The 25,243-nt window shown below is 67.8% G+C and carries 26 protein-coding genes; 14 read left to right on the forward strand and 12 right to left on the reverse strand.

Features of this window, described 5'->3' with window-relative positions; all coding sequences use genetic code 11:
* The first annotated feature begins 20 nt into the window (after nucleotides 1-20).
* From ACODSU_RS21980 to ACODSU_RS21995, 4 genes are all read left to right on the forward strand, one after another.
* Entirely contained in the window at nucleotides 21-383 is a 363-nt protein-coding gene (locus tag ACODSU_RS21980) for a response regulator (RefSeq protein WP_488844782.1), read from the forward strand.
* Between the two features lies 1 nt (nucleotide 384).
* Entirely contained in the window at nucleotides 385-999 is a 615-nt protein-coding gene (locus ACODSU_RS21985; protein WP_488844784.1) for a chemotaxis protein CheC, read from the forward strand.
* 168 nt (nucleotides 1,000-1,167) lie between these two features.
* Nucleotides 1,168-1,806, forward strand: coding sequence for an MBL fold metallo-hydrolase (locus ACODSU_RS21990; RefSeq protein ID WP_488844786.1), 639 nt, complete (start codon nucleotides 1,168-1,170; stop codon nucleotides 1,804-1,806).
* A 244-nt stretch (nucleotides 1,807-2,050) separates the two neighbouring features.
* On the forward strand, nucleotides 2,051-3,151 hold the full coding sequence (locus tag ACODSU_RS21995) for a GGDEF domain-containing protein (protein WP_488844788.1): 1,101 nt from the start codon (nucleotides 2,051-2,053) through the stop codon (nucleotides 3,149-3,151).
* A gap of 183 nt (nucleotides 3,152-3,334) precedes the next feature.
* Here the strand turns inward: ACODSU_RS21995 and ACODSU_RS22000 are convergent, their stop codons facing one another.
* The gene (locus tag ACODSU_RS22000) at nucleotides 3,335-4,186 is read right to left on the reverse strand and encodes a M48 family metallopeptidase (protein WP_488844790.1); all 852 of its coding nucleotides are present in this window, start codon (nucleotides 4,184-4,186) and stop codon (nucleotides 3,335-3,337) included.
* Between the two features lie 142 nt (nucleotides 4,187-4,328).
* Here ACODSU_RS22000 and ACODSU_RS22005 point away from each other — a divergent pair, with 142 nt between their 5' ends.
* The 3 genes from ACODSU_RS22005 to ACODSU_RS22015 all read left to right on the forward strand — a co-directional run bounded on the left by ACODSU_RS22005 (nucleotide 4,329) and on the right by ACODSU_RS22015 (nucleotide 7,895).
* Nucleotides 4,329-5,723 (forward strand): AmpG family muropeptide MFS transporter, encoded by a 1,395-nt coding sequence (locus tag ACODSU_RS22005; protein ID WP_488844792.1) that lies wholly within the window; start codon nucleotides 4,329-4,331, stop codon nucleotides 5,721-5,723.
* A gap of 150 nt (nucleotides 5,724-5,873) precedes the next feature.
* On the forward strand, nucleotides 5,874-6,596 hold the full coding sequence (locus ACODSU_RS22010) for a response regulator (RefSeq protein ID WP_488844794.1): 723 nt from the start codon (nucleotides 5,874-5,876) through the stop codon (nucleotides 6,594-6,596).
* A 42-nt stretch (nucleotides 6,597-6,638) separates the two neighbouring features.
* Nucleotides 6,639-7,895: a HAMP domain-containing sensor histidine kinase gene (locus tag ACODSU_RS22015; RefSeq protein ID WP_488844796.1), complete on the forward strand. Its 1,257-nt coding sequence runs from the start codon at nucleotides 6,639-6,641 to the stop codon at nucleotides 7,893-7,895.
* Between the two features lie 24 nt (nucleotides 7,896-7,919).
* Here ACODSU_RS22015 and ACODSU_RS22020 read toward each other — a convergent pair whose 3' ends face one another.
* Nucleotides 7,920-9,164, reverse strand: coding sequence for a YbfB/YjiJ family MFS transporter (locus ACODSU_RS22020; protein ID WP_488844798.1), 1,245 nt, complete (start codon nucleotides 9,162-9,164; stop codon nucleotides 7,920-7,922).
* 72 nt (nucleotides 9,165-9,236) lie between these two features.
* Between ACODSU_RS22020 and ACODSU_RS22025 the strand changes: the two genes are divergently transcribed.
* Together ACODSU_RS22025 and ACODSU_RS22030 are read left to right on the forward strand one after the other, a co-directional pair.
* Nucleotides 9,237-10,121 (forward strand): LysR substrate-binding domain-containing protein, encoded by an 885-nt coding sequence (locus ACODSU_RS22025; protein WP_488844800.1) that lies wholly within the window; start codon nucleotides 9,237-9,239, stop codon nucleotides 10,119-10,121.
* 32 nt (nucleotides 10,122-10,153) lie between these two features.
* A complete protein-coding gene (locus ACODSU_RS22030; protein WP_488844801.1) occupies nucleotides 10,154-11,275 on the forward strand; it encodes an NAD(P)H-dependent flavin oxidoreductase in 1,122 nt (373 codons plus the stop codon).
* Nucleotides 11,276-11,478: 203 nt separating this feature from the next.
* Here the strand turns inward: ACODSU_RS22030 and ACODSU_RS22035 are convergent, their stop codons facing one another.
* From ACODSU_RS22035 to radA, 7 genes are all read right to left on the reverse strand, one after another.
* Nucleotides 11,479-12,453, reverse strand: coding sequence for a glycosyltransferase (locus ACODSU_RS22035; RefSeq protein ID WP_488844803.1), 975 nt, complete (start codon nucleotides 12,451-12,453; stop codon nucleotides 11,479-11,481).
* Nucleotides 12,454-12,465: 12 nt separating this feature from the next.
* The gene (locus tag ACODSU_RS22040; protein ID WP_488844805.1) at nucleotides 12,466-13,752 is read right to left on the reverse strand and encodes an O-antigen ligase family protein; all 1,287 of its coding nucleotides are present in this window, start codon (nucleotides 13,750-13,752) and stop codon (nucleotides 12,466-12,468) included.
* Complete coding sequence (locus ACODSU_RS22045; protein WP_488844807.1) at nucleotides 13,749-14,564, reverse strand: glycosyltransferase family 2 protein; 816 nt, start codon at nucleotides 14,562-14,564, stop codon at nucleotides 13,749-13,751. The genes ACODSU_RS22040 and ACODSU_RS22045 overlap by 4 nt, the downstream gene beginning before the upstream one ends.
* A gap of 15 nt (nucleotides 14,565-14,579) precedes the next feature.
* On the reverse strand, nucleotides 14,580-14,786 hold the full coding sequence (locus ACODSU_RS22050) for a zinc-finger domain-containing protein (protein WP_056057299.1): 207 nt from the start codon (nucleotides 14,784-14,786) through the stop codon (nucleotides 14,580-14,582).
* Nucleotides 14,787-14,791: 5 nt separating this feature from the next.
* Nucleotides 14,792-15,730, reverse strand: coding sequence for a branched-chain amino acid transaminase (locus ACODSU_RS22055; protein WP_444825898.1), 939 nt, complete (start codon nucleotides 15,728-15,730; stop codon nucleotides 14,792-14,794).
* A 114-nt stretch (nucleotides 15,731-15,844) separates the two neighbouring features.
* The gene (locus ACODSU_RS22060) at nucleotides 15,845-16,264 is read right to left on the reverse strand and encodes a glycerate kinase (RefSeq protein ID WP_488844809.1); all 420 of its coding nucleotides are present in this window, start codon (nucleotides 16,262-16,264) and stop codon (nucleotides 15,845-15,847) included.
* Between the two features lie 58 nt (nucleotides 16,265-16,322).
* The gene (gene radA / locus ACODSU_RS22065; RefSeq protein ID WP_015012120.1) at nucleotides 16,323-17,702 is read right to left on the reverse strand and encodes a DNA repair protein RadA; all 1,380 of its coding nucleotides are present in this window, start codon (nucleotides 17,700-17,702) and stop codon (nucleotides 16,323-16,325) included.
* A 114-nt stretch (nucleotides 17,703-17,816) separates the two neighbouring features.
* On the opposite strand from radA, the gene hpaI reads away from it, so the two are divergent.
* From hpaI to ACODSU_RS22080, 3 genes are all read left to right on the forward strand, one after another.
* A complete protein-coding gene (gene hpaI, locus ACODSU_RS22070; RefSeq protein WP_488844811.1) occupies nucleotides 17,817-18,647 on the forward strand; it encodes a 4-hydroxy-2-oxoheptanedioate aldolase in 831 nt (276 codons plus the stop codon).
* Nucleotides 18,648-18,681: 34 nt separating this feature from the next.
* The gene (locus ACODSU_RS22075; protein WP_488844813.1) at nucleotides 18,682-19,659 is read left to right on the forward strand and encodes a 2-dehydropantoate 2-reductase; all 978 of its coding nucleotides are present in this window, start codon (nucleotides 18,682-18,684) and stop codon (nucleotides 19,657-19,659) included.
* Nucleotides 19,660-19,850: 191 nt separating this feature from the next.
* Nucleotides 19,851-20,474, forward strand: coding sequence for a glutathione S-transferase family protein (locus tag ACODSU_RS22080; protein ID WP_476016398.1), 624 nt, complete (start codon nucleotides 19,851-19,853; stop codon nucleotides 20,472-20,474).
* Between the two features lie 77 nt (nucleotides 20,475-20,551).
* On the opposite strand, the gene ACODSU_RS22085 is transcribed toward ACODSU_RS22080, so the two are convergent.
* Nucleotides 20,552-22,132 carry an ABC transporter substrate-binding protein gene (locus ACODSU_RS22085; RefSeq protein WP_488844815.1) on the reverse strand — a complete coding sequence of 527 codons (1,581 nt, stop codon included), beginning with the start codon at nucleotides 22,130-22,132 and terminating at the stop codon, nucleotides 20,552-20,554.
* Nucleotides 22,133-22,220: 88 nt separating this feature from the next.
* Nucleotides 22,221-22,829, reverse strand: a complete 609-nt coding sequence (locus ACODSU_RS22090) for a LysE/ArgO family amino acid transporter (RefSeq protein ID WP_295942621.1) — start codon at nucleotides 22,827-22,829, stop codon at nucleotides 22,221-22,223.
* A 77-nt stretch (nucleotides 22,830-22,906) separates the two neighbouring features.
* On the opposite strand from ACODSU_RS22090, the gene ACODSU_RS22095 reads away from it, so the two are divergent.
* Complete coding sequence (locus ACODSU_RS22095; protein ID WP_015012114.1) at nucleotides 22,907-23,794, forward strand: LysR family transcriptional regulator ArgP; 888 nt, start codon at nucleotides 22,907-22,909, stop codon at nucleotides 23,792-23,794.
* Here the strand turns inward: ACODSU_RS22095 and ACODSU_RS22100 are convergent.
* Nucleotides 23,778-24,590, reverse strand: a complete 813-nt coding sequence (locus ACODSU_RS22100) for a siderophore-interacting protein (RefSeq protein ID WP_488805577.1) — start codon at nucleotides 24,588-24,590, stop codon at nucleotides 23,778-23,780. The genes ACODSU_RS22095 and ACODSU_RS22100 overlap by 17 nt on opposite strands.
* Before the next feature lie 71 nt (nucleotides 24,591-24,661).
* Here ACODSU_RS22100 and ACODSU_RS22105 point away from each other — a divergent pair, with 71 nt between their 5' ends.
* Nucleotides 24,662-25,153, forward strand: a complete 492-nt coding sequence (locus tag ACODSU_RS22105; RefSeq protein WP_488844817.1) for a MarR family winged helix-turn-helix transcriptional regulator — start codon at nucleotides 24,662-24,664, stop codon at nucleotides 25,151-25,153.
* Nucleotides 25,154-25,243 lie beyond the last annotated feature (90 nt).

The following is a 25,243-nucleotide window of genomic DNA, read 5'->3' on the forward strand; positions in this document are numbered from 1 at the left end:
CTACCCACGACACAACGACCATGAGCCTTCGCCTTTTGATAGTGGATGACAGCCGCATGTCCCGCCTGATCCTGCAGGGTCTGGTGCTGCAGGCCCACCCCGACTGGACCATCGTGCATGCCAGCAGCGGCGAAGAAGCCCTGCAGCAGGTGCGCGAGAGCCCTGTGGACCTGGTTTCCATGGACTTCAACATGCACGGCATGAACGGCCTGGAAGCCGCCCTGGCGCTGCGCCAGCTGCTGCCCCAGGTGCCCATTGCCATCCTCACAGCCAATGTGCAGACTGCGGTGCAGGAGCGCATCGAAGAAACGGGCATGGTGTTCATCGCCAAGCCCATCACCGCGCAAGCCGCCCAACAGCTCGCCGCCCTCGCAGGAGCCTGACATGCCCATTCAGCTAGACGCCGAACAGATCGATGCCCTGAGCGAGATCTTCAACATCGGCGTGGGCAAGGCCGCTGCCGCCATGGGCAGCCTGCTGCGCGACGAAGTGCTGCTGTCGGTGCCGCATGTGAGCGTGTTCACCGTGAGCGAGGCGGCGCAGCAGCTGGGCACCCAGGGCCACCCCATGTATGGCGTGCGGCAGCCGTTTCGCGGCGTGCTCAATGGCGATGCCTTGCTGATCTTTCCGGGGCATCGCAGCCTGGAGATCGTGCGCATCGTCGCCGGGCAGAACGTGCCGCGCGAAGACCTGAGCGCCATCGAGCAGGATGCGCTGACCGAGGTGGGCAATGTGATGCTCAATGCCTGCATCGCCGCCTTGTCCGACCTGCTGGGCCACGAGTTCGAGCTGAGCCCGCCACGGTTCGACATGGGCGACAGCCGCACCATCCTGGGCACCCGCATCCAGAACCACCTGGTGGTGTTCCTGCACATCCGCTTTGAGCTGCTCAGCAGCCAGATCGAGGGCTTTGTGGTGTTCGTGCTCAACACCACGTCGCTGGAAGGCCTGCGCATCGCCGTGAACCGGCTGCTGGGCCGTCCTGTGGACGCCGACTGAGGCCCGAAGCGGCCAAGCGGCCGCCAACGGGCGCCGGGCGCTGCACAGGCCCTGTGCGAAACTCGCGGCTGTTGCCTTCCGGCCCTGCCGTCACCTCGCCAGCCCGCTGCCCCCTGTGGTGGATAGCGGCCCTGGCGTGACGGGCGCTGGGCTTACTGCCGCCATCCCATGCTCCGCTACCTCACCGTCCCCGTCACTCCTTTTCAGCAGAACGCTTCCATCGTCTGGTGCGACGCCACCCGGCAGGCCGCCGTGATCGACCCGGGCGGCGACCTGGACACCTTGCTGGCCGCAGTGGAAGAACACGGGCTGACGCTGTCGCAGATTTGGCTCACCCACGCGCACATCGACCACGCCGGCGGCACGGGCGAGCTGGCCCAGCGCCTGTCGCTTCCCATCGTCGGCCCCCACCCGGGCGACCAGTTCTGGATCGACGGGCTGCCGCAGCAAAGCGTGATGTTCGGCTTTCCGCCCGCGCAGCACTTCACCCCCACACGCTGGCTGCAAGACGGCGACACGGTGCAGATTGGCAACGAGACCTTGAACGTGCGCCACTGCCCCGGCCACACGCCCGGCCACGTGGTGTTCCACGCGCCGCAGATCGACCGCGCGTTTGTGGGCGACGTGCTGTTTGCGGGCAGCATCGGCCGCACCGACTTTCCCCAGGGCAACCACCAGCAGCTCATCGACAGCATCACGCAGCGGCTGTGGCCCATGGGCAACCAGACGGTGTTCATTCCCGGCCACGGACCGGAGAGCACCTTCGGGCGCGAACGGCAAAGCAATCCCTACGTGGGCGGGACCTGAACGCCAATCGCCAATGCTCCTTTATTCATAGCAATTCAGGCATGTTCCACTAGCGCCTCCGGCTGATTGGGCTTGAAGTGGGTTGCTGTAGGCCGTCCCAGGCCTCTGGGGCGTGCTCCGCGCCGCTGGGGGCGCAGCGGCGATCAGGCCCGGGGATACCGGCCAGTTCGCCGCACCTCCGACACCGCCGGGGGCTACGATGGTGTGGTTTGCCACCCCTGCGGGCCGCCCATGCCCCTGTGCCATGACCCCATCCAACGCATCGCGCCCCCCGCTTGAACCCCAGCGCGGCTCCAGCCTCGCGGGCAAGGCTTACTGGGCCATGGTGCAGCGGGTGGCGCTGACCGCTGCCACCATCGACGCGGGCTACATCCTGCTGTTTCTCTGGCTGGGCTCGATGCCGCTGGCGGCCATCAATGTGCTGAGCATTGCCATGTACCTGGGCGCCTACCGGCTCATCCAGAAGCGCTACAACACCGCCGCGCTGGCCCTGATCTGGCTGGAGGTGATCGGGCACTCGGCCCTGGGTTCGCTGCTCATTGGCTGGGAGAGCGGCTTTCACTACTACCTGCTGATGTTCATCCCCGCCATCGTGATCGCCAACACGCGCGGCTATGCCACGCCCATGGTGCTGGCCCTGCTGGCCTACTACCTGGGCCTGCACATGCTGAGCGACGCCGTGGGGCCGCTAGACCCGCTGCCCGCGCAGAGCGTAAAGATCGTGAACTGGGTGCACATCTGCGTGGTGTTTGCCATGTCGGCAGCGCTGTCGGCGTTCTACCGCCGCACCATCCTCATTGCCGAGGCGCGCCTGCGCAAGCAGGCCACGCGCGACCCGCTGACCGGCCTGGCCAACCGCAGCCACTTTGACGCCCAGGCCACCGAGGCACTGGAGCGCAGCCAGCGCAGCGGTGTGCCCGTGACGCTGCTGTTGTGCGACGTGGACCACTTCAAGCGCGTGAACGACCAGTACGGCCACGCCGTGGGCGACCAGGTGCTGGTGGCCATGGGCCAGGTGCTGGCCGACAACCTGCGTGAGGGCGATGTGCTGGCGCGTTGGGGCGGTGAAGAGTTTTTGGCGCTGATGCCCGCCAGCCCGCTGGACGCCGCCCGCGCCACGGCCGAACGCATCCGCGCTGCCGTGGCCCACGCGCCGCTGTCCGTGGGCCCTGCGCCCATCACGCTGACGCTGTCGTTTGGTGTGGCCCAGGTGCACGGGCCCGACGATCTGCAGGCCGCCATTGCCCGCGCAGACCAAGCGCTGTACGCCGCCAAACACGCAGGGCGCAACCGGGTGCAGCTGGCGGGTGAAAGCGCCACCGATGCAGTGGCGGCCAGCGCTTAGGGCAACGCTGAATAAGTCCCCGCAGTGGCGCGCACCCTGATTTGGGATGAGATGCAAGGCGCAAACCACAGCGATAGCCGTAGCTATCGCGAGGATTTGCAACGCGGCAGACCGCCCAAAGCAGGGGTGCGCGGTGCGCGAGGGACTTGTTCAGCGTTGCCTTAGATACGCTGGCTCGGCGGTTCAACCGTTGCGGCGTGCGGCCTCGTACAGGCCCTGTACCTTGGGCACGTTCAGCTCCAGCTCGCGGATGCGCGCAGGGCCTGAAGGGTGGGTGGACAAAAATGCCAGCCCGCCTTGCTTGCTGCCGCTGGCGTTGCCCATCTTCTGCCACAGGCTCACGGCGGCCGATGGCTGGTAGCCCGCGCGCGCAGCCAGCTCCAGCCCCACCAGGTCGGCCTCGCTTTCGTCCGAGCGGCTGAACTGCAGCGTGAGCAACTGCCCGCCCAAGCCCGCTGCCGCCTGCCCCAGGTCGCCCAGCCCCAGCAGCTGCGAGCCCAGGCGCAGCGCCAGGTTGGTGCCCTGCGTCTTGGCGATGCGCTCGCGCGCATGTTCACGCAGCGCGTGGGCCATCTCGTGGCCCATGACCATGGCGGTTTCGTCGTCGGTGAGCTTGAGCTGGTCGAGGATGCCGGTGTAGAACGCAATCTTGCCGCCGGGCATACAAAACGCATTGATCTGCGAACTGCCGATGAGGTTGACCTCCCAGCGCCACTGGCGAGCGCGGTCGTTCCAGGGCGTGGTGTACGGGATCAGCCGCTTGGCGATGGCGTGCAGGCGCTGCAGCTGGGGGTGGTTGTCGGGCGCCAGCGCGCGCTTGGCGCGGGCCTGCTCCAGCATTTGGCGGTACTGCTGCGCGGCAGACTGCTCCAGCGTCTCGGCGGGCACCAGCTTGCGCAGGCTGGAGGCTGAGCCCACGTCCACCTGCGCCAGCACCGGCGCAGCCGCGCTGGCGCCCGCAGCCAGCAGGAACGCGCGGCGTGCGGACCAAGGGGACGACGGCGCGACGGAAGGAGCGGGGCAGAAAAGACACATACAAGGCAATCCCAGAAGGAATAATGAGCAGCGCTGGCACACAACACACCCAAGAACACACCAGAGCCTGCCGCGCAGATGGAGGCTGACAGGATGGCTACAAGGGTGCGTCGGCGATGATAGACAAAACCCCCGCTCGCCCATGTCAGACACCTCCACATCTTCCACCCCCAGCCTCGCTCCCGCTACCGCCGCAGACAAGCCCCCGCGTACCCCTTGGCTGCAAACCCTGCGTGTGTACCTGGAGCCCGCCAGCCTGCGCATGCTGACGCTCGGCTTTTCAGCTGGGCTGCCGCTGCTGCTGGTGCTGGGCACGCTGAGCTTTCGCCTGCGCGAGGCGGGCATCGACCGCAGCACCATCGGCTACCTCAGCTGGGTGGGCCTGGCCTACGGCTTCAAGTGGGTGTGGGCGCCGCTGGTGGACCGCATGCCCATCCCGGGGCTCACACGGCTGCTGGGGCGGCGGCGCAGCTGGCTGCTGCTGGCGCAGCTGGTGGTGGTGGCGGGCCTGGTGGGCATGGCACTGGCCGACCCGCGCCTGACCCTAGGGCCCATCGTGTGGTGCGCGCTGGCCGTGGCGTTTGGCTCGGCCACGCAAGACATCGCGCTCGACGCCTTCCGCATCGAATCCGCCGATGCCAACCACCAGGCTGCGCTGGCGGCGTCGTATCAGACGGGTTACCGGCTGGCGATGATCTGGGCCGGAGCTGGCGTGCTGTGGATTGCCGCGCGCTCCGAGGTCGCGCCCGCTGTTGGCCAAGCCATCGCACAAGGTGCCGCCGCGTACCAGAACGGCGCCTGGCAGGCCGCGTACCTGGCCATGGCCGCGTCGATGGTGGTGGGCGTGGTCACCGTGCTGTTCTCGCGCGAGCCTGCGCCGGTGGCGCTGCCTCCCGCCAAGAACGCTGCCGAGTGGATCCAGGGCGCGCTGGTGGCCCCGTTTGCCGACTTTCTGCGCCGCTATGGCTGGCATGCGGCGCTGATTCTGGCGCTGATTGCCGTGTACCGCATCAGCGATGTGGTGATGGGCATCATGGCCAACCCGTTCTACGTGGACATGGGCTACACCAAGGACGAAGTGGCCGCCGTGACCAAGATCTACGGTGTGATCATGACGCTCGCGGGCGCCTTCGTGGGCGGCGTGTTGTCCATGCGCTTTGGCGTGATGCGCATCCTGATGCTGGGCGCCATCCTGAGCGCCGCCAGCAACCTGCTGTTTGCCTGGCTGGCGGGCCACGGGCACGACGTGACGGCGCTGATTGCCGTGGTGTCGGCCGACAACCTGGCCAGCGGCATTGCCTCGGCCGCGTTCATCGCCTACCTGTCGAGCCTGACCAACGTGAGCTACTCGGCCACGCAGTACGCGCTGTTCAGCTCGATGATGCTGCTGCTGCCGAAGTTTGTGGCGGGCTTCTCGGGCGACTATGTGGATGCGTTTGGCTACGCCCAGTTCTTCACCTCCACGGCGCTGCTGGGGCTGCCGGTGCTGGTGCTGGTGTGGCTGGCTTCACGCATCCAGAAGGTCGGTGGCGCCTGATTCATATGCCCAGACAGCTACCAAATCAATAGCAAATTCTGAAGCCTCTCGCCACCCGGTTTACCGGAACTTTACGGGGGCTTCAACACGGGGAGACGGCTCTACCGGACCATGAAGACCGTTTCAAAGCCTCGCCACTACACTGCCGCCATGAGCTCCCAACTGCTGATGATCGAAGACGACGCCCGCCTCGCGCAGATGGTGGGCGAGTATCTGGGCCAGTCGGGCCTGCAGGTCACGCACCGAGCCGATGGCAAGAGTGGCCTGGCGCAGCTGCAGGGCCCTGATGCCGGCCCGCTGCCCGACCTGGTGATCCTGGACCTGATGCTGCCCGACATGGATGGACTGGAAGTGTGCCGCCGCATCCGCTCGCTGCAGGGCAACGCGGCGCAGGTGCCGGTGCTCATGCTCACCGCCAAGGGCGACCCGATGGACCGCATCATCGGCCTGGAGCTGGGCGCTGACGACTACCTGCCCAAGCCCTTTGAGCCCCGCGAGCTGCTGGCCCGCATCCGCGCCATCCTGCGCCGGCGCACGGACGGCGGCGGTGCGGCCGCTGCCACCCAGGTGCTGCGCTTTGGCACGCTGGAGATCGACCGCGACGCGCGCACCGTGACCGTGGCGGGGCAGCTGGCGGACCTCACCTCCTACCAGTTCGACCTGCTGGTGGCATTGGCCGAGCGCGCGGGCCGGGTGCTCACGCGCGACCAGATCATGGAGGCCGTGCGCGGCCGCGAGCTGGAGGCGTTTGACCGCTCCATCGACGTGCACATGGGCCGCATCCGCGCGGCCATCGAGCAGGACGCCAAGAACCCGCGCCGCATCCTCACGGTGCGCGGTGTCGGCTATGTGTTTGCCAAGCAGCAAGATTGACCGCTGACGCAGGCCCCTGCTGCCTGCGCTGCCGCCCCACGCATGTCCCTGTCCAACCCCTTCTCCCGCCGCCTGTATCTGCGCATCTGGCTCGCCGTGGTCGGCGGCATGGCGGTGCTGACGCTCACCGTGGGCTGGGCCTGGCGCATCGCCGAGGAGCAAAAGGCCCAGAACAACCAGCCGTTTGTGCCGCCCTCGCGCGAGATGGCGGTGCGCGACCCGTCGGGCAACCTGGTGCTGCGCGGCATGGCCACACGCCAGCCGTCCGAGCCGGGCGAGGTGGTGGAATTCCACATCGAGGCAGAAAACGGCCAGATCTTCACCCTGCAGATGGCGCCGCGCCAGCCCCGCATGGGCCGCAACGGCGGCCGACCCGGTGGCCCCGGCCAGGACGAGGCCGCATTCTGGACCCGGCCGCCCTTTGGCTTCTTGTGGCTGCTGGGCATCGTGGGCCTGGCAGTGGCGGTGGGGGTGTACCCCATCATCCGCCGCCTCACGCAGCGGCTGGAGGCCTTGCAGCGCAGCGTGAAGAAGTTTGGCGAGGGTGACCTGTCGGTGCGCGTGCCCGAGCAAGGCCAGGACGAGGTGGCCGACCTCGCACGGCAGTTCAATGCGGCGGCCGAGCGTGTGGAAACCCTGGTCAAGTCGCACAAGTCGCTGCTGGCCAATGCCTCGCACGAGCTGCGCTCGCCCCTGACCCGCATCCGCATGGGGCTGGAGCTGATGGGCGGCCAGCAGCCCTCGCCTGCGTTCCGCGAAGAGATCCTGCGCAACATCGCCGAGCTGGACCAGCTGGTGGACGAGATCCTCCTGGCCAGCCGCCTGGACGCGCGCGAGGCCGACGTGGGCACGGTGGAACTGGTGGACCTGATTGGCCTGGCCGCCGAGGAATGCGCCCGCGTGGACGCCGATCTGGACGTGAGCGCCAGCCCCGATTCGCTGGAGGTGCGTGGCGTGGCCAAGCTGCTGCGCCGGGCCATCCGCAACCTGCTGGAAAACGCACGCCGCTACAGCACGGGCGAGATCACTGTGGTGGTACACCGCCGCCAGGGGCGCGCCGAGGTGCATGTGTGCGACCACGGCCCGGGCGTACCGCCCAGCCAGCGCGAGCGCATCTTCGAGCCCTTCTACCGCCTGCCGGGCGCGAGCGAGCGAGCGGGCGGCGTGGGCCTGGGGCTGGCGCTGGTGCGGTCGATTGCCGGGCGCCACAACGGCACCGTGCACTGCCAGGACCGCTCCGATGGCGACAGCGGCGCGTGTTTTGTGCTGGCGCTGCCGCTGGCACCGTCCACGCACTGATCGAGAAGGGAACAGGCGTGCGAATCAGCGCGCTGCCGGGCTTGGCGCCAGGGGCCAGCGCCAAGCCATGGCGGCAAACAGCACCGCACCCACACCGAGCGCTGCGGCCGCCACGGCCAACCCGTAGACAAAGCCCTGCCCCTGCGTGGCAGCGTGGTGCAGCATCCACGCCACCATGGGCGGGCCTACGATCTGGCCGATGCCGTAGGCGGCCGTGAGCAGCCCCGGAAAACTGTCGCCCGCCTCAGGCCACACCCGCCGCGCCTCTTGCAGCGCATAGAAGGTGATGGCAGTGAAAGGCAAGCCCAGCAGCAGGCTGCCCAGCGCAAACCCCGCAGGCCCCGGCCACACCAGACTGAGCGCAATGGCCCCGGCCTGCACCACGTAGGCCGCCATCAGCAGCCAGCGCCGGTCCCACGCGGCTGGGGTGCGGGTGGACAACGCTGCGCCCAGCGCCACCCCGGCACCAAACAGCGGCCAGAACAGGTCGGGCCAGGGCGACCCGGCAGGCAGCGCCGCGCGCGCAATCACCGGCAAAAAGGTGGCGGTGACGATGTACCCCAGCCCCGCAAGCCCATAGGCGAGTGTGAGCCCTGCGCGCGCCCAGAATCCGTGGCCGGGGGTGGATCCGTCCACCACCGGTGCGGTGGCCGCAGCCGACGCGGGCATCGCCACCCCTTGCAGCACGGGCCAGATGGCGGCGCACAGCCCCACACTCAGCAGCCCGAACACCGCCCAGCCCGCTGCGGCAGGCCACTGCAGCGCCACCATGGCGCTGGCCGACAGCCCGGTGAGCACGATGCCCAGCCCAGGGCCACAAAAGATCAGCCCACCGAGCGCAGCCTGGCCCAGCGCCACCAGCCGCAGCATGCACCACACCGAGACGTTCAAAAACACCAGCGCACTCGCCACGCCTGCCGCAAACCGCAGTGCGGGCCAGGCACCCAGCAGCGGCAGCGCCATGCCCAGCGTGAGCAGCACCGTGGCCGCCAGCCCCCAGCGCGCCAGTCGCGCCGCATGCCACCGCTGCCGTGCACGCGGCGCCACCCAGGGCAGCGCCATGCAGGCCAACGCCCCGATCAGGTACCCAAGGTAATTGGCCGTGGCCAGCCAGCTGCCGCCCGCCAGCGTGACCACGCCGTCGTGCAGCATCATTGGTAGCAGCGGGGTAAAGGCAAACCGGCCCACGCCCATCGCCACCGCCAGCGCGGCCATCCCCGCCAGCGCTACGGACAGGGGGCGGTCTTGGGGGGCGAGGCGCGGTTCCATGCGGGCGGTTTCCAGTCTATGATTCTTTTTTGAGATTTATTTTTTACTAATCATCTCATAACAAGAATCATGATGGATTTTGCCGCCCTCGAAATTTTCCGGGCCGTGGCGCAGGAAGGCAGTGTCACCCGCGCGGCCGAGCGACTGGGCCGTGTGCAGTCCAACGTGACCACACGCGTGCAGCAGCTGGAGGAGCAACTCGGCGCCACGCTGTTCCTGCGCGAGGGCAAGCGCATGGTGCTGACACCTGCCGGGGAGGCGCTGCGCTGCTATGCCGACCGCCTGCTGGCGCTGGCCGAAGAAGCGCGCCAGTCGGTGCACCCCCACGAGCCCAGCGGCCGACTGCGCCTGGGCGCCATGGAAAGCACGGCCGCCGCACGCCTGCCCCAGCCGCTGGCCCGGCTGCACGCACAGTGGCCGGGGCTGGTGCTGGAGCTGTCCACCGCCCCCTCGCGCCAGCTGGTGGAGCAGGTGCTGGCCCACACCATCGACTGCGCACTGGTGGCCTGGCCGCCGCCGGGCATCGACACCGACGCGCCGGTGGAGCGCACCGCCGTGTTTGCCGAGGCCCTGCTGCTGGCCCTGCCCGCCGACCACCCGCCCGTGCACACGCCCCAGGACCTGCAGCTGGACACCCTGGTCGCCTTCAGCCCAGGCTGCACCTACCGCCGCATGGGTGAGGCTTTCCTGCAGCAGAAGGACGGCAGCCCGCCGCGCGTGCTGGAACTGGCCTCGTACCACGCCATCCTGGCCTGCGTGGCTGCCGGGCGCTGTGCGGGGGTGGTGCCCCAGGCCGTGATCGACCTGATGCGCGAACCGCCTGCCCTGCGCCTGGTGCCTTTGGCCACCTGCGACACAGTGCTGGTGCGCCGGCGCGGCTACCAGTCGCCCGCGCTGGACGCGCTGCACGCCGCGCTGACTGCCGGCGAAGCGCCGCGCCCCACTGCATCCACCTGACCCCTTTTCCACAGATCGCACAAGGAGCCCGCATGCCCGCCGCCTTCACCACCCACCTGGGCCTTGCGCTGCCCATCATCCAGGGCCCGATGACCGGGTCGGACACGCCCGCCCTGGCCGCCGCCGTGTCCGAGGCCGGCGGCCTGGGCATGCTGGGCTGCGGCATGCGCTCGCCTGCTGCCATGGCCGAGGCCGCCGCCGAAGTGCGCCGCCGCACCGACCGGCCCTTTGGCATGAACCTGTTTGTGCAGGCCACGCCCACGCCCGACGACGCCACTGTGCAGGCCGCGCTGCAGCGCCTGGCGCCGTTCTATGCCGAGTTCGGCCTGGTGCCCGAGCGGCCCGCGCAGTGGTGCGAGGACTTTGCCGCGCAGTTCGACGCCCTGGTGGCCGCACGCCCTGCGGTGGCCAGCTTCACATTCGGCATCCTCACGGCGGCGCAGGTGGCCAGGCTGCAGGCCGTAGGCAGTTACGTGATCGGTACTGCCACCACGCTGGCCGAGGCGCAGGCCTGGGCCGCCGTGGGCGCGGATGCCGTGTGCGCCTCTGGCATGGAAGCCGGGGGGCACCGGGGCACGTTCCTCACTCCGACACAGCCCGGCGCCACCGGGGCAGCGCCGTCGTTGGCCGACTTTGCGGCCAGCATGGTGGGCACGCTGCCGCTGGTGGCGCAGTGCGTGCAGGCCCTGTCCATCCCGGTGATTGCTGCGGGCGGCATCATGGACGGGCGCGGCATTACAGGGGCCCTCGCGCTGGGCGCCCAGGCGGTGCAAATGGGCACGGCATTCCTCACCTGCCCCGAGTCGGCCATTGGCACCGCCTACCGCGAGGCCCTGACACGCGCCCAGGCCACCGACACGCGCACCACCCGCATCTTCTCGGGCCGGCCGGCACGCGGCATTGTCAACCGCATGATGCAAGCCCTGCAGGCCGACGAGGCCACCGTGCCGCCCTACCCCGTGCAGAACGCGCTGACCGGCGCGCTGCGCCGCGCGGCCGCCCAGGCGGGCCAGGCCGACTGCCTGTCGCTGTGGGCAGGCCAGGGGGTGGCCCAGGTGCGGCCCATGCCAGCGGCGCAGCTGGTGGCATTGTTGGCCCAGGAGTGGCAGCAGGCCACCGCGCCGCGTGGCAACTCCCCTATCGGCCACCAATAACTATTATTTTTATAGCACCAGGGGCATATTGAACTAGCGCTTGCGGCAAAAAACGCCCCAGAACCCGCGCAGTAGCCTCCCCGATATGAGCAGGGCACTAAAAACTGGCGCGCTGTGAAACCCGTGCCACCGTGGAACTGGCTTTGCCAGGCCACGGGTGGCGTCCCCTGGGGGGAAGGCGCCGCAGGCGACTCAGGGGGGCTTCACTGCCTCCAGGGCAGTTCGCGCGCAGGGCCCTGGATCATGGGTGGCTGGGCATTGAGGGTTTCGCCCGCCAGCACCCGTTCGTACATGCGGAGGTAGTTGCGTGCCATGCGCTCGGCGCCAAAGTGCTCCACCACATGCTGGTGGCAGGAGCGCGGGTCAAAGCGGTTGCCCCGCACCGCCTCGGCCAGCACCGACGCCTGGTCTGACAGCACGCCGCAGTGCACGGGCACCAGCTCGGGCAAGGCGCCGTAAGGCGTGGAGAACACGGGACAGCCGAAGTACAGGCTTTCGATCACCGCCAGCCCGAACGGCTCGTGCCAGCGCACCGGAAAGATCAGCCCGCGCGAGGCGTTGAGCAGACCCGTCTTCTGCGTGCCGCCCACCATGCCGTGGAAGTGGATCTTGCGCGACAGCGTCCAGCGAAAGCCGCGCTTGAAGTTGATGCGGTTGCCGCCCAGCACGTCCAGCTCCACCCCGGCCATCTTGGCCACCTTGATGGCGCCGCGCACGTTCTTCACGCCCCAGGCCGCCTTGCCCAGGAAGTGGTAGTGCGAGCGCGGGCGGTCAAAGTCCACCGGGCCATAACCGGCCCAGTCCAGCCCGTTGTAGACGAACTCGCTGGAGCCATAGCGCGCCGCGTGGTCGCGCGACAGGAACACCGTGTTGCGCGGCAGCGGCTTGGGCTTGCGGGCGTTGCCGTGCTCAGTCACCAGGTAGGGCTTGGACAGCTCGGAGCGCGGGTTGAACTGAAAGTGCGTGATGTCCACGTCGGCCGGGATCTGCCCCTCCCACGGCTCGTCCGGCCGGATGGGCAGCACCTGGCCGAAGTCGCAGGTCGAGCCCTCGGGCACCAGGTAGCTCACGCGGTGGCCCTGCTGCACCAGCGTCTTGCCCAGGTCCCAGATCACGCGCTCGGTACCGCCGTAGCCGTACACCGGGATGGGAGAGTTGTTGACCAGCAGGATGTGCATGGCAGAGGTCCTTCAGGAAAGGGAGGCTGCGGCTTGCCCGGGCGTTTGCAGCCGCAGGCGCTCGCGGCCTTGCAGGATGGCCAGCACCAGCATGCCCATGAACAGGTAGAACATGGTGCCGCTGTTGTGCCCCAAAAACACCTGGGTGGTGCCAAAGCCCATATACGACACGGGCAGCAGCACCCCGATCATGCGCAGGCACAGCCCATCAGCATCGAGCACACCCGCAGCCCCCGGGAACACGCGGCGCCGCGTGGGCCAGAACAGCACCAGCGGTACCCCATAAAAAATCAGCAAGACCACCACGCCAGGGATGCCGCGCTTGGCAAAGATGTCCAGCAGCTCGTTGTGGGCGTGGCTGAACTGCAAAACAATCGGGTGGGCCTCGCCGGCAGCCACGCGGCGCTGCTTTTCGGCCTCGTAGCCGTAGCGTCCCCAACCGGTCCAGGGGCGGTCCAGGCCCATGCGCCAGGCCAGCCCCCAATGCGCCAGACGCTGGCCGACCGAACTGGCCGCATCGCCCCGCGACTCGTACTGCGTGATCTCCTGCCGCGCCTCATCCACGCGCAGGCGCACCTCGTTGGCCTTGAAGGCCATCAGGCCCACAGCCCCTAAAACAACCAGCACGGCACCGACGATGGCCCTGCGGGGTTGGCCGGAGCGCCCCTGGAGCCAGACGCACAGCAGCAGCGCCATGGGCAACACCACCCAGCCCCCGCGCGACTCGGACAGCAGCGATCCTTCCAGCCCCAGCAGAATGCCCACCGCCCAGCCCGCACGTTGCCAGGGCTTCCAGCGGTCCCACAGCACCAGCAGCGCCACCGAGCACATCAACCCCAGCAGCAGGCTGAGCCCGCCGTACTGGATCGCATTGGTAAAGCCATTGGCGCGTGGCAGGTGCAGCACCAGAGCCTGGTACATGCCGATCAGGCCCGCCCCGCAGGCGCCCACCGCGATACCGGCCCAGAGCCAGCGCACCCGCGGGGGATAGGCCAGCACGTACAGCAGGCAAGACAGCGCCAACAGGTATTTGGCGGGCCGGTCCAGGTTGGACCAGCTGCCCTGGGCCGGGTCAAAGTCCAGCGCCCAGACCGTGCCCATCGCCACGATGGAGCCAAAAAGCAGCCAGGCATCGCGCCCTGGCCGACGTCGCAGCCACACTCCGGCGGTGGCTAGGCTGCACAACAGCAGCACCACCGCTCCCCAGGAGTAGCCCGAGCGCACCCACAGCGCCAGGCCCGGCACCATGAACGCCGCCACGCCCGACAGGCGCACAAAAAGATCGTCAGCTTTGGTCAACGGCGCACGCTCTCACTCAGTTGCTGGTGGTCGTACTCCAGGGCGGCATACCGGAAGAACGCCTCCAGCGCCACAAACAGGCAATACAAAAAACCTGCCCCGCCACACAGAAAACCCAGGCGGAACACATACAGGCGCAGGAACATGCTGGTGCCCGAGGCCAGGCCGCGCACCACGCCGCCCTTCTTGCCGGTCGCGGCCCGCTTGGCCGCCCCCAACATCGCGTACTGCGTGAGCTTTTCCAGGCTGCCGCGCACGGTGGTGCGCGAGTAGTGCAGCAGCCGCGCTTCGATCAGGCGGCGCGGCACGGCGCCATCGCCCGGTGGTGGCAACAGTTCGGCCTGCTCGTGCACCACGCCCGTGAACTCGCGGACCATGGCGCGCACAAACAGGCGCTCGATCTGCGATTGCGAGCGAAAGTACTTGAGTTCGTGCCCATAGGCCACCATGCGCCAGCGGATGGTCCACACGGCCTGCGCACCCGAGCGCACGATGGCCTGCAGTTCCTGGGCGAACGCCGGTGTCATCACCTCGTCGGCATCCAGAAAGAAGATGTAGTCCCCCCGCGCATGGGCCAGCAGCCGGTTGCGCTGCACGGCAAAGCCCTTCCAGTCGGGGTAGCTGTGGACTTCCGCGCCCAGGCGCTGGGCGATGGCCACGGTGTCATCCGTGCTGCCGCTGTCCACCACCAGCAACTGGTCGGCAAACGCGGCGCTTTGCAGGCAGGCTTCGATGCGGTGCGCCTCGTTGAGGGTCAGCACCGCCACGGTCAACGTGGGCGGCGCCGCTGCGCCGCCGGTTGCAACTGGCATCAACCCATCAACCGGTCAGTGGCCAGCGTGCACATGCTCTCCGGCCTTCAGCCGGTACACCGTGCCGCAGTAAGGGCACTTGGCCTCGCCGGTGCGGGCCACGTCCAAATACACCTTGGGGTGGCTGTTCCACAGCTTCATGTCGGCCTTGGGGCTGGGGCAAAAGACGCCGCCTTGGGCGTTCAGGTCTTTGGCCAGGAGTTCAACGGTTGCTTGCGACATGTTCTTCAGACCTTGCTCAGCCAGTGGGCGTATTTGGGGTTGCGGCCACCGACGATGTCGAAGAAGGCGCTCTGGATTTTTTCGGTGATGGGGCCGCGCGATCCGCTGCCCAGCTCGATCCGGTCGAGTTCGCGGATGGGCGTCACTTCTGCGGCCGTGCCGGTGAAGAAGGCCTCGTCGGCGATGTACACCTCGTCGCGCGTGATGCGCTTTTGCACGATCTCCAGGCCCAGGTCCTTGGCAATGTGGAACACCGTGTTGCGGGTGATGCCATTCAGGGCACCGGCCGACAGGTCGGGCGTGTAGATCACGCCGTTCTTGACCACAAAGATGTTTTCGCCCGCGCCTTCGGACACAAAGCCCGAGCTGTCCAGCAGCAGAGCCTCGTCGTAGCCGTCGTCCGTGGCTTCCATGTTGGCCAGGATGGAGTTGGTGTAGTTGCTCACCGCCTTGGCCTGCGTCATGGTGATGTTGACGTGGTGGCGGGTGTAGCTGCTGGTCTTGACGCGGATGCCACGCTTGAGGCCTTCCTCACCCAGGTAGGCGCCCCAAGCCCAGGCAGCCACCATCAGGTGAATCTGATTGCCCTTGGGCGAGACGCCCAGCTTTTGCGAGCCGATCCAGGTCAATGGGCGCAAGTAGCAGGATTCGAGCTTGTTTTCACGCACCACGGCTTTCTGGGCCTCGTTCACTTCTTCCTTGGTGAACGGGATCTTCATGCGCAGGATCTTGGCGCTGTTGAAGAGGCGGTCGGTGTGCTCTTCCAGGCGGAAGATCGCCGTGCCGTTGGCGGTGTTGTAGGCGCGCACGCCTTCGAAGGCGCCGCAGCCGTAGTGCAGGGTGTGGGTCAGCACATGGATCTTGGCGTCGCGCCAATCGACCATCTGGCCGTCCATCCAGATCTTGCCGTCACGGTCGGCCATCGAGGGAACTACGGGGCTCATGGGTGTCCTTTGGTTGCTGTGGGTCGCAAAAGCAGGATTTTACGGGCCCCCAGCCCGCCAGGAACGGCCGCCCGCCCGTGCAGCGCAGCAAACCCGCCGGAACCCGGTCGAGGCCTAAGCCCCCTGGGCGGGGGTGTCAGCGTCTGCCGGTGGGCGCTCCAGCGTCCACTTCACCAGCTTGCCCTGGCGAAATTCACAGGTCACGTGCGAACGGGTGCCGTCGGTCCAGCGGTAGATCTCCGGGTCGGCCCCTTCGGCCGACAGCAGCTCGCCCAGCGCCTGCGTCATGGCCACCACATGCATCAGGTTCACGCCCTCGGCCAGCCGCGCATTGAGCATCACGGCGCTGCCTACGTAGCCGATGGGGCGCTTGGCGGCCTTCTTCATCACATTGACCAGCCGCGTGAAGTGCAGCAGCGCCCACATGACCAGCCCGCCCAGGACCGCCGCTACGCCCGCCCAGCCATAGGCCGAGAAACCAAAAACGATCAGGGCCACCGCCCCCAGGGGCACCAGGATGTTGCGCAAATTCATGGGCCCGATTGTCATACGGCGGCGCACCGGCGGCGCTGTGGGCATTGCGTAGAGAGGGTTACAAGCCGCGGACCACGTCCATGGCCTCCTCCACACGCTCCACAGCGTGGATGGTCAGGCCCTCGATGGGCTTTTTGGGCGCGTTGGCCTTGGGCACCACGGCCACGCTGAAGCCCAGCTTGGCAGCCTCCTTCAATCGCTCCTGCCCCCGGGGCGCAGGCCGCACCTCGCCCGCCAGGCCTACCTCACCAAACGCCAGGAAGCCCCGGGGCAGCGCCTTGCCGCGCAGGCTGGACGTGATGGACAACATCACCGCCAAATCGGCCGCAGGCTCGCTGATGCGCACACCGCCCACCGCGTTCACAAACACGTCCTGGTCCATGCACGCCACGCCCGCGTGGCGGTGCAGCACGGCCAGCAGCATGGCCAGGCGGTCCTTGTCCAGGCCCACACTCAGGCGCCGGGGGCTGGGGCCGCCGCTGTCCACCAGGGCCTGGATCTCGACCAGCAGGGGGCGTGTGCCCTCCAGCGTCACCATCACGCAGCTGCCGGGCACGGGCTCGGAGTGCTGACTCAAGAAGATGGCGCTGGGGTTGCTCACGCCCTTGAGGCCCTTTTCGGTCATGGCGAACACGCCAATCTCGTTGACGGCGCCAAAGCGGTTCTTGATGGCGCGCACCAGGCGGAACTGGCTGTGGGTATCGCCTTCGAAGTACAGCACCGTGTCCACCATGTGCTCCAGCACGCGCGGCCCGGCCAGAGCGCCCTCTTTGGTCACATGGCCCACCAGAATCACGGCGATGCCCGTGCCCTTGGCCATGCGCGTGAGGTGCGCTGCGCATTCGCGCACCTGGGCGACCGAACCCGGTGCGCTGGTGAGCTGGTCGGAATAGGTGGTCTGGATGGAGTCGATGACGACCACGGCCGGTTGCGTGGCGTCCACCGTGGCCAATATTTTTTCGAGCTGGATCTCGGCCAGCAACTGCACCTGACTGCCCTCGATGCCCAGGCGGCGTGAGCGAAGCGCCACCTGCGCGCCGCTTTCCTCGCCCGTCACGTACAGCGTGGGCAAGCCCGCGCGCTGCAGCGCGTCCATGGCCTGCAGCAGCAGGGTGGATTTGCCAATGCCCGGGTCGCCGCCAATCAGCACCACGCCGCCCTCCACAATGCCGCCGCCCAGCACGCGGTCCAGCTCGTCGATGCCGCTGGGGGTGCGGGCCACGTCCTGGGCCTCAATGGCCGCCAGCGGCAGCACGGGTTGCGCGTTGGCCAGGCCCGCGTAGCCTTGCGGCGCACTCAGGCGGTTCTTGCCCGGCCCGGCCTCGGCCACCTGCTCGATCAGCGTGTTCCAGGCGCCGCAGGACGGGCATTTGCCCAGCCAGCGCGGGCTGGTGCCGCCGCATTCGGTACAGGTGAACGTGGTTTTTTCTTTGGCCATGGCAGGTGTCGGTGGGCGAACGCAAAAGCAGGGGCAGCCGACTATAGCGACCCGCCCCGCACACAAAGACAACAGCCCGTACGATGGCGGGCTTGGCACCGCACGGAGTTGACATTGCAGACACCCACCAACCGCTTCAAACAGGCCATGGCCCAGGGCCAGGCGCAAATCGGCCTCTGGCTCGGACTGGCCAACGGCTACAGCGCCGAAATCCTCGCGGGCACCGGCTACGACTGGCTGCTGGTCGATGGCGAGCACGCGCCCAACGACCTGCGCTCCATCCTTCACCAGCTGCAGGCCATCGCCAGCGCCACCAGCGCCCTGCCGCCAGGCGTGCAGGCGCCTCACCCTATCGCCCGGGTGCCGGTGGGTGACACGGCACTGATCAAGCAGTACCTGGACATCGGCGCCCAGACCCTGCTGGTGCCCATGGTCGATACCCCCGAGCAGGCCCAGCAACTGGTGCGCGCCACACGCTACGCGCCCGAAGGCGTGCGCGGCATGGGCAGCGCGCTGGCCCGCTCGTCGCGCTGGCAGGCCTACCCGCAGTATGTGCACGAGGCCAACCAGCAGATCTGCCTGCTGGTGCAGGCCGAGACCGTGGAAGCCATGGCCAACCTCGACGCGATTGCCGCCACGCCCGGTGTGGACGGCGTGTTCATCGGCCCGGCCGACCTGTCGGCCTCGATGGGCCACCCCGGCAACCCAGGGCACCCGGATGTGCAGGCCGCCATCCACGACGGCATCGCGCGCATCCTGCGCGCGGGCAAGGCGCCGGGCATTCTGGCCACCACCGAATCGCAGGCGCGCCAATGGCTGGCGGCTGGAGCGCTGTTTGTGGCCGTGGGCGTGGACACCATGCTGCTGGTGAGCGCTGCGCAGGAGCTGCTGGCCCGCTACCGCAGCGCGGCCGACGCCGCCCCCAACCGGCCCGCAGGCTACTGAACTTTTCTTCTTTCAGACCCGAGGACAGACATCCATGAAAGCATGTATTTACGGCGCAGGCGCCATCGGCGGCTGGCTGGGCGTGGCCCTGGCGCAAGCGGGCCACACCCTCAGTATGGTGGCGCGGGGCGACACGCTGCGCGCACTGCAGGCCGATGGCTTGCGTCTGCGGCGCCCCGACGGCACGCTGGCGCAGGTGGCCGTCACGGCCCACAACGACCCGGCAGCCCTGGGCGTGCAAGACCTGGTGGTGGTCGCCGTCAAGGCCCCTGGCCTGCCTGACGTGGCGCGTGCCATGGCGCCGCTGATCGGGCCCGACACCATCGTGCTCACGGCCATGAACGGCGTGCCGTGGTGGTTCCTTGACGGCTTTGGCGGTGCGGCGCAGGGGCATGCCCTTGAATCCGTGGACGCGGGGGGCGTGATTGCCCAGGCCGTCCCGGCGCGCAACGTGGTGGGCAGTGTGGTGCACACCAGCTGCTCGCTGGAGGCTCCGGGTTTCGTCCGCCAGCACTTTGGCAACCGCCTCATCGTGGGCGAGCCGGACGGCAGCCGCAGCCCGCGCCTGCAAGCACTGGCCGACACGCTGCAGCGCGGTGGCATCGATGTGGAGGTGAGCACCACCATCCAGAAAGACATCTGGTTCAAGCTGTGGGGCAACCTCACAGTCAACCCCATCAGCGCCCTGACGGGTGCCACCACCGACCGCATCCTGGACGACGACCTGGTGCGCGGCTTTGTGAGCGCGGTGATGCTGGAGGCCAAGGCCATTGGCGAAAAGCTGGGCCTGCCGATCGACCAGCAGCCCGAGGACCGCCACGCCGTCACGCGCAAGCTGGGCGCGTTCAAGACCTCGATGCTGCAGGACGTGGAGGCGGGCAAGCCCATGGAGATCGACGCCCTGGTGGGCGCCGTGCGCGAGCTGGGGCAGATCACCCACACGCCCACGCCCCACACCGATGCTTTGCTGGGCCTGGTGCGGCTGATGGCGCGCACACGCGGCCTGTACTGAGAGCGGCTAACAAAACTCTTCTGGCGTCGTTGCTGTGTCTTGTCGTACTGCTCGTACTGCCTGCGACACAGCGCCTAGCCAGAACCGCTTCGCTGAGTTTTGTTAGCCGCTCTGAGTCATCTCAAGCAATATCGGCTGCAGGCGCTAGTGGAATATGCGCAGGCAGCTATTCAATTGATAGCATATTAACCATGACCCAACTCACGCTGTACTACACCCCCGGCACCTGCGCGCAGGCCGTTCGCATCGCTCTGGAAGAAGCGGGCGCCCCCTACGACCTGGTGCGCGTGGACTTCGCGGCCGGCCAGCAACGCACACCCGAATACCTGGCGGTGAACCCCAAGGGCCGCGTGCCCGCACTGGCCACGCCGCAAGGCACGCTGACGGAGACCCCTGCATTGCTGGCCTATGTGGCGCAGAGCTTTCCCGCAGCGCGCCTGGCGCCCGCCGACGCCTACGGCTTTGCGCGTCTGCAGGAGTTCCACAGCTACCTCGCGTCCACCGTGCACATTGCCCACGCCCACCGCCCCCGCGCCAGCCGCTGGGCCGACGAGCCCGAGGCCCAGGCCGCGATGCAGCGCAAGGTGCCGCAGAACATGACCGACTGTTTCAACCTCATCGAAAGCCACTACCTGCCGAACGCGGACCAGGGTCCGTGGGTGATGGGCGAGCAATACACGGTGGCCGACGGCTACCTGTTCACCATTGGCACCTGGCTGCACAGCGACGGTGTGGACATAACCCAGTTTCCGAAGGTGTTTGCACACACGCAGCGCATGCTGCAGCGCCCGGCGGTGCAGCGCGCAATGGCCTGATACGCCCCTTCAGCAGGCGCAAAAAAGCCCCGGTGCTTCGGGTCAGAAGCACCGGGGCTTTTTGTTTGCGACGGGGATCAGTTCACCTTCAAATACCGCCAGTCGATGCGGTTGTCCGCGCGATGGATGATCTCCACCTTCTTGGTACCCGCCCACGGAATCACCTGGTTGTACAGCGGGATGTGCGACACCAGCTCATGCTCCTTGATCAACGCCTGCTCGATCAGGCCGTTGCGCGTCGCAGTGTCCGTCTCCTTCTTCACACGCTCGATCAGCGCGTCCATCTGCGGGTCAGAGAAGCGGCCCAGGTTGAAGTTTCCGTCACCGCCCGCGCCGGGCGAGCGCACCAGCGACTGCAGGCTGTAGAACGCATCAAACGTGGGCACGCCCCAGCCCAGCAGATAGATGCTGGCTTCGTTGCGCTGGATCATCGGAAAGTACGTGGCAAAAGGCAGCGAACGCAGCTTGGCCTTCACGCCCACCTTGGCCCAGTGCGAGGTGATCGCCTGGCACAGCTGTTCGTCGTTGATGTAGCGGCCCGCGCTGCACGCAAAGTCCACCTCAAAGCCGTTGGGGTAGCCCGCATCGGCCAGCAGCTTTTGCGCGGCCTTGGGGTCATAGGGGTAGCGCACGTCGGCCTTCTTGGTCCAGCCGTTCACCTGGTTGGCAATCAGCGTGCCGGTGGGCTGGGCCAGTCCGCGCAGCACCACGCGCTGGATCGACTGGATGTCGATGGCCTGGTACAGCGCCTTGCGCACACGCAGGTCCTTCAGCGGGTTCTTGCCCTTCACGTCCGAGCCGGGCAGCTCGTCGCGGAACTGGTCCAGGCCCAGGAAGATGGTGCGGTACTCCGGCCCCTCCAGCACCTGCAGGTTGGGCGTCTGCTTGATGCGCGCCAGGTCTTGCAGGCTGGGGTCGATCACGAAATCGATTTCACCCGAGAGCAGCGCCGCCGTGCGTGTGGCATCGGCCTTGATGGGGGTGTAGACGATCTCGGTCAGGTTGGTGGGGTACTTGCCCTTGCCCCACCAGTGCGGGTTGGGCTCCAGCACCACGCGCTGGTCGGGCGTCCACTGCTTGAGCTGGTAGGGGCCAGTGCCCAGCGCGTTACGGTGGGCAAAGGTTTCGTCCTTGGTCTTGATGTCCTTGGGCTCGACCGACTTGTTCTTTTCGGCCCAGGCCTTGCTCATGATGCGCAGCTCGGTCAGCTGGTTCACCAACACCGGGTTGGGCAGTTCGGAATGGATGTCGATAGTGTAGGCATCGACTTTTTCCACGCGGTCAATGCCCTGGGTGTAGACGGCGAAGTTGGAGCTTTTAGACTTGGCGCGCTCCAGCGAGAACTTGGCATCGTCGGCCGTGAACTCGCTACCGTCGCTGAACTTCACGCCCTTGCGCAAGGTCAGGCGCAGCTGCGTGGGCTTGATGAGCTTCCACTCGGTGGCCAGCGACGGCTCGGGCTTGAAGGTCTTGCTGTTGTATTCCACCAGCGTGTCGTACACCGCGCCGTGCATGGTGTTGTTCACGCCCACGTTCTGGGTGTGGATGTCCCAGGTGGAAATGTCCACCGAGCGGGACCAGCGGAAGGTGGCGGACTGTGCGGCCAGGGGCAGGGCCGCAACAACGGCGGCGGCCAGGAGAAGGTGTTTGAAGCGCATGGGCGGGAGGATAGGCAAAAACGCCAAAGAATGCTGAATGGCCAGACTATCCCCCAAGCGGCGCTTTTAGAAAACGAACTTATTCTTCTTAGCTTAGAGCCATCACCCCTGCCAGCACCAGCATGGTGGTGGCCGTCACCCCGTCCAGCACCCGCCACGCCGCCGGGGTGGCAAACAATGGCGCCAGCCAGCGGGCGCCCAGGCCGATCAACAAGAACCACAGCGCGCTGGCCAGCGAGCCACCCGCCGCAAACAGTGCACGCCCCCAGGCCGGGTACGGCGTGGCCATGGTGCCCAGCAGCACCACGGTGTCCAGGTAGACATGCGGGTTGAGCCAGGTGAGCGCCACCACCGTGGCCAGCGTGGTGCGCAGGCTGGTGCCGGGGCCGCTGGTGGCCACCAGCAACTGGCCGGGGCGCAAGGCGCGCGCGGCGGTCTGTGCGGCGTAGACCAGCAAAAACAACGCGCCCGCCCAGCGCATAAGCTGCGCCCATTCGGGCCGGGCCAGCAACACGCCGCCCATGCCCCACACGCCCACCTGCAGCAGCACCGCGTCCGACAACGCGCACACCAGCACCACGGGCATCACATGCTCGCGCCGCAGGCCCTGGCGCAGCACAAACGCGTTTTGCGCGCCAATGGCCATGATGAGCATGGCGGTGGATGTGAAACCGTGAACGAAGGCAGTGGAGACCATGGGCACAGATTCTGGCCAAGGGCCTGCGTTGACGCCAGCTATACTTTTTAACGATCCGTCAGAATAGCTAACCATCCATGCAACTCGACTCCGCCCAGCTCAACGCGTTTGCCACGGTGATCGATGAGGGCAGCTTCGAGCGCGCGGCGGCGGTGCTGCATGTCACGCGCTCGGCGGTGTCGCAGCGCATCAAGCTGCTGGAAGAGCGCGTGGGCCAGGTGCTGGTGCGCCGCGCCACCCCCTGCACGCCCACCGAGGCGGGCCAGGCGCTGTACCGCCATGCGCGCGAGGTGGCGCTGAGCGAGGCCGATGCGCTGGCCACCATTGGCGGCGGGCAGCACAGCACCACGCGGCTGGCGATTGGCGTGAATGCCGACTCGCTGGCCACCTGGTTCCCCCACGCCATGGCGCAGGCGGCCGAGGGGCAGGCCATCACCTTCGACATCCATGTGGAAGACCAGGACCATTCGGCCAACCTGCTGCGCGAGGGCCGCGTGATGGCCGCCGTGACGGCCGACCCGCAGCCCGTGCAGGGCTGCCAGGTGCTGCCGCTGGGCACGCTGCGCTACCGCGCGCTCGCAAGCCCTGCGTTCATGGAGCGCCACTTTGCCCAAGGGGTGAACGCCACCACGCTGGCGCAAGCGCCCATGCTGGTGTTCAACCGCAAGGATGCGCTGCAGGCGCGTTTTGTGGGCCGCATCACGCGCCGCAAGCTCGCACCACCCGTGCACTGGCTGCCCGAGGCCCACGCCTTCGTCAAAGCCACCCGCGCCAGCCTGGGCTGGGGCATGACGCCCGACCCGCTGGTGGAGGACGACCTGAAGAGCGGCGCCCTGGTCGAGCTGATTGCGAACAAGCCCGTGGATGTACCGCTGTACTGGCAGTGCTGGCGCCTGAATGTGCAGGCGCTGCAGCACGTCACACAGGCGGTACAGCGGGCGGCGGCGCTTACCCTGCTGCGCTGACCAGGTCCTCGTGGTGGTCCGCCGCGCCACGCTTCCAGTAGGCAGAGATGCGCATGCGTTTCGGGTCCACGCCCGGCTTGGCGAGCACGGCGCGGCGCACGGCGGCCATGTCGCTGTGTTCGCCCGCAGCCCAGACAAAGCCCGCGCCGGGTGGCAGCGCCAGGGCTTCGACGGCAGCAGGCAATGCGTTCACCCACTGCAGGTCCACCTGCGCCGCACTCGCCAACACCCGCTGGTCGGCCGGGTTGTTCAGCTGGATGCGCACCGTGGCCACCGCGCTGGCGGGCAGCTCGGCAAGGCGGCGGGCGATGGCGGGCAGCGCGGTTTCGTCGCCCAGCAGCCAGTGCCAGTCAAAGCCCATGGGCACCACCATGCTGCCGCGCGGCCCGGCAATCCCCACCCACTGGCCGACGGCGGCGCTGGCGGCCCAGTCGGTGGCGGGGCCCGCGTCGTGCAGGGCGACTTCAATGTCCAGCTCGCCCGCAGCGGCGTCAAAACGCGCGGGGGTGTAGTCACGCAGCACGGGGCGGGGGCCGTCGAACACGGGGCGGCCGTCCTGCAGCGTGGGCAAGGTGGGGCGGTCCTGCCCGGGCGCAGGAAGGATGAGCTTGAGGTGGTCGTCAAACCCGGCGCTCGCAAACCCTGCCAGTTCGGGGCCGGCCAGGGTCAGCCGTACAAAGCCAGGGCTGACCTGGGTGCGGCGCACCACCTGGAGGTGGCGGCCCTGCAAAGGGTGGCGAATGCGCTCGATGGCGAGGGAGGGGGCCGTGGCGGCCAGGGGCAGAGGTGCGTTCATGGCGTAAAATGTTGATTTAATCAACCAAATCATCCGCCATTCAGTTGACTTTGTCAACCGATAGCCACGCCATGCCTCCACGCGCCCGCCCCGATGTGTTTGAAGCTCTGCACGACCTGATGCACGCCTACCGGGCGCGCATGGTGCGCGCCATGACCTCCGTGCACCCGGACCTGACCTTCAATGAAGTGCGCGCGCTGAACTTCATTGGCCGCCACCCCGGCGCCACGCAGAAAGAGCTGGTGCGCCACAGCGGCGCCGACAAGGCGCAGGTGGCACGCATGCTGGGCCTGTTGCAGGACAAGGGCTGGCTGGAGCGCCAGCCCCACGCCGAGGACCGGCGCAGCCTGTGCCTCACGCTGAGCGCCGAGGGCCAGGCGCTGTACCAGGCGCTGCAGACCGCGCGGCAGACCCTGTCGGCCCAGGTGCTGGCGGGCTGCGACGACGCCACCCAGGCGCAGCTGCTGGCCCTGCTGGCCCGGGTGCGGGCCAACCTGGATGCGCTGCCGCCCCTGGAGACTGGCGAAGACTGCGGCCATGGCACGGGCCGGTCCTCGCGGTAGGGGCCCCTCGGAGGCGCTTCCGACGCTTCTTGAAGGGGGCGGTTTCAACAACGAAGTGCGCCAGTCCCCAGTGTAAGTGGGGTCACTTTG

The organism is Acidovorax sp. FG48 (assembly GCF_057809085.1).

Coding starts and splice junctions, on each gene's coding strand:
- ACODSU_RS21980 (WP_488844782.1), top strand. CDS start 21: ATGAGCCTTCGCCTTTTGATAGTGGATGACAGCCGCATGTCCCGCCTG.
- ACODSU_RS21985 (WP_488844784.1), top strand. CDS start 385: ATGCCCATTCAGCTAGACGCCGAACAGATCGATGCCCTGAGCGAGATC.
- ACODSU_RS21990 (WP_488844786.1), top strand. CDS start 1,168: ATGCTCCGCTACCTCACCGTCCCCGTCACTCCTTTTCAGCAGAACGCT.
- ACODSU_RS21995 (WP_488844788.1), top strand. CDS start 2,051: ATGACCCCATCCAACGCATCGCGCCCCCCGCTTGAACCCCAGCGCGGC.
- ACODSU_RS22000 (WP_488844790.1), bottom strand. CDS start 4,186: ATGTGTCTTTTCTGCCCCGCTCCTTCCGTCGCGCCGTCGTCCCCTTGG.
- ACODSU_RS22005 (WP_488844792.1), top strand. CDS start 4,329: ATGTCAGACACCTCCACATCTTCCACCCCCAGCCTCGCTCCCGCTACC.
- ACODSU_RS22010 (WP_488844794.1), top strand. CDS start 5,874: ATGAGCTCCCAACTGCTGATGATCGAAGACGACGCCCGCCTCGCGCAG.
- ACODSU_RS22015 (WP_488844796.1), top strand. CDS start 6,639: ATGTCCCTGTCCAACCCCTTCTCCCGCCGCCTGTATCTGCGCATCTGG.
- ACODSU_RS22020 (WP_488844798.1), bottom strand. CDS start 9,164: ATGGAACCGCGCCTCGCCCCCCAAGACCGCCCCCTGTCCGTAGCGCTG.
- ACODSU_RS22025 (WP_488844800.1), top strand. CDS start 9,237: ATGGATTTTGCCGCCCTCGAAATTTTCCGGGCCGTGGCGCAGGAAGGC.
- ACODSU_RS22030 (WP_488844801.1), top strand. CDS start 10,154: ATGCCCGCCGCCTTCACCACCCACCTGGGCCTTGCGCTGCCCATCATC.
- ACODSU_RS22035 (WP_488844803.1), bottom strand. CDS start 12,453: ATGCACATCCTGCTGGTCAACAACTCTCCCATCCCGGTGTACGGCTAC.
- ACODSU_RS22045 (WP_488844807.1), bottom strand. CDS start 14,564: ATGCCAGTTGCAACCGGCGGCGCAGCGGCGCCGCCCACGTTGACCGTG.
- ACODSU_RS22050 (WP_056057299.1), bottom strand. CDS start 14,786: ATGTCGCAAGCAACCGTTGAACTCCTGGCCAAAGACCTGAACGCCCAA.
- ACODSU_RS22055 (WP_444825898.1), bottom strand. CDS start 15,730: ATGAGCCCCGTAGTTCCCTCGATGGCCGACCGTGACGGCAAGATCTGG.
- ACODSU_RS22060 (WP_488844809.1), bottom strand. CDS start 16,264: ATGAATTTGCGCAACATCCTGGTGCCCCTGGGGGCGGTGGCCCTGATC.
- radA (WP_015012120.1), bottom strand. CDS start 17,702: ATGGCCAAAGAAAAAACCACGTTCACCTGTACCGAATGCGGCGGCACC.
- ACODSU_RS22075 (WP_488844813.1), top strand. CDS start 18,682: ATGAAAGCATGTATTTACGGCGCAGGCGCCATCGGCGGCTGGCTGGGC.
- ACODSU_RS22080 (WP_476016398.1), top strand. CDS start 19,851: ATGACCCAACTCACGCTGTACTACACCCCCGGCACCTGCGCGCAGGCC.
- ACODSU_RS22085 (WP_488844815.1), bottom strand. CDS start 22,132: ATGCGCTTCAAACACCTTCTCCTGGCCGCCGCCGTTGTTGCGGCCCTG.
- ACODSU_RS22090 (WP_295942621.1), bottom strand. CDS start 22,829: ATGGTCTCCACTGCCTTCGTTCACGGTTTCACATCCACCGCCATGCTC.
- ACODSU_RS22095 (WP_015012114.1), top strand. CDS start 22,907: ATGCAACTCGACTCCGCCCAGCTCAACGCGTTTGCCACGGTGATCGAT.
- ACODSU_RS22100 (WP_488805577.1), bottom strand. CDS start 24,590: ATGAACGCACCTCTGCCCCTGGCCGCCACGGCCCCCTCCCTCGCCATC.
- ACODSU_RS22105 (WP_488844817.1), top strand. CDS start 24,662: ATGCCTCCACGCGCCCGCCCCGATGTGTTTGAAGCTCTGCACGACCTG.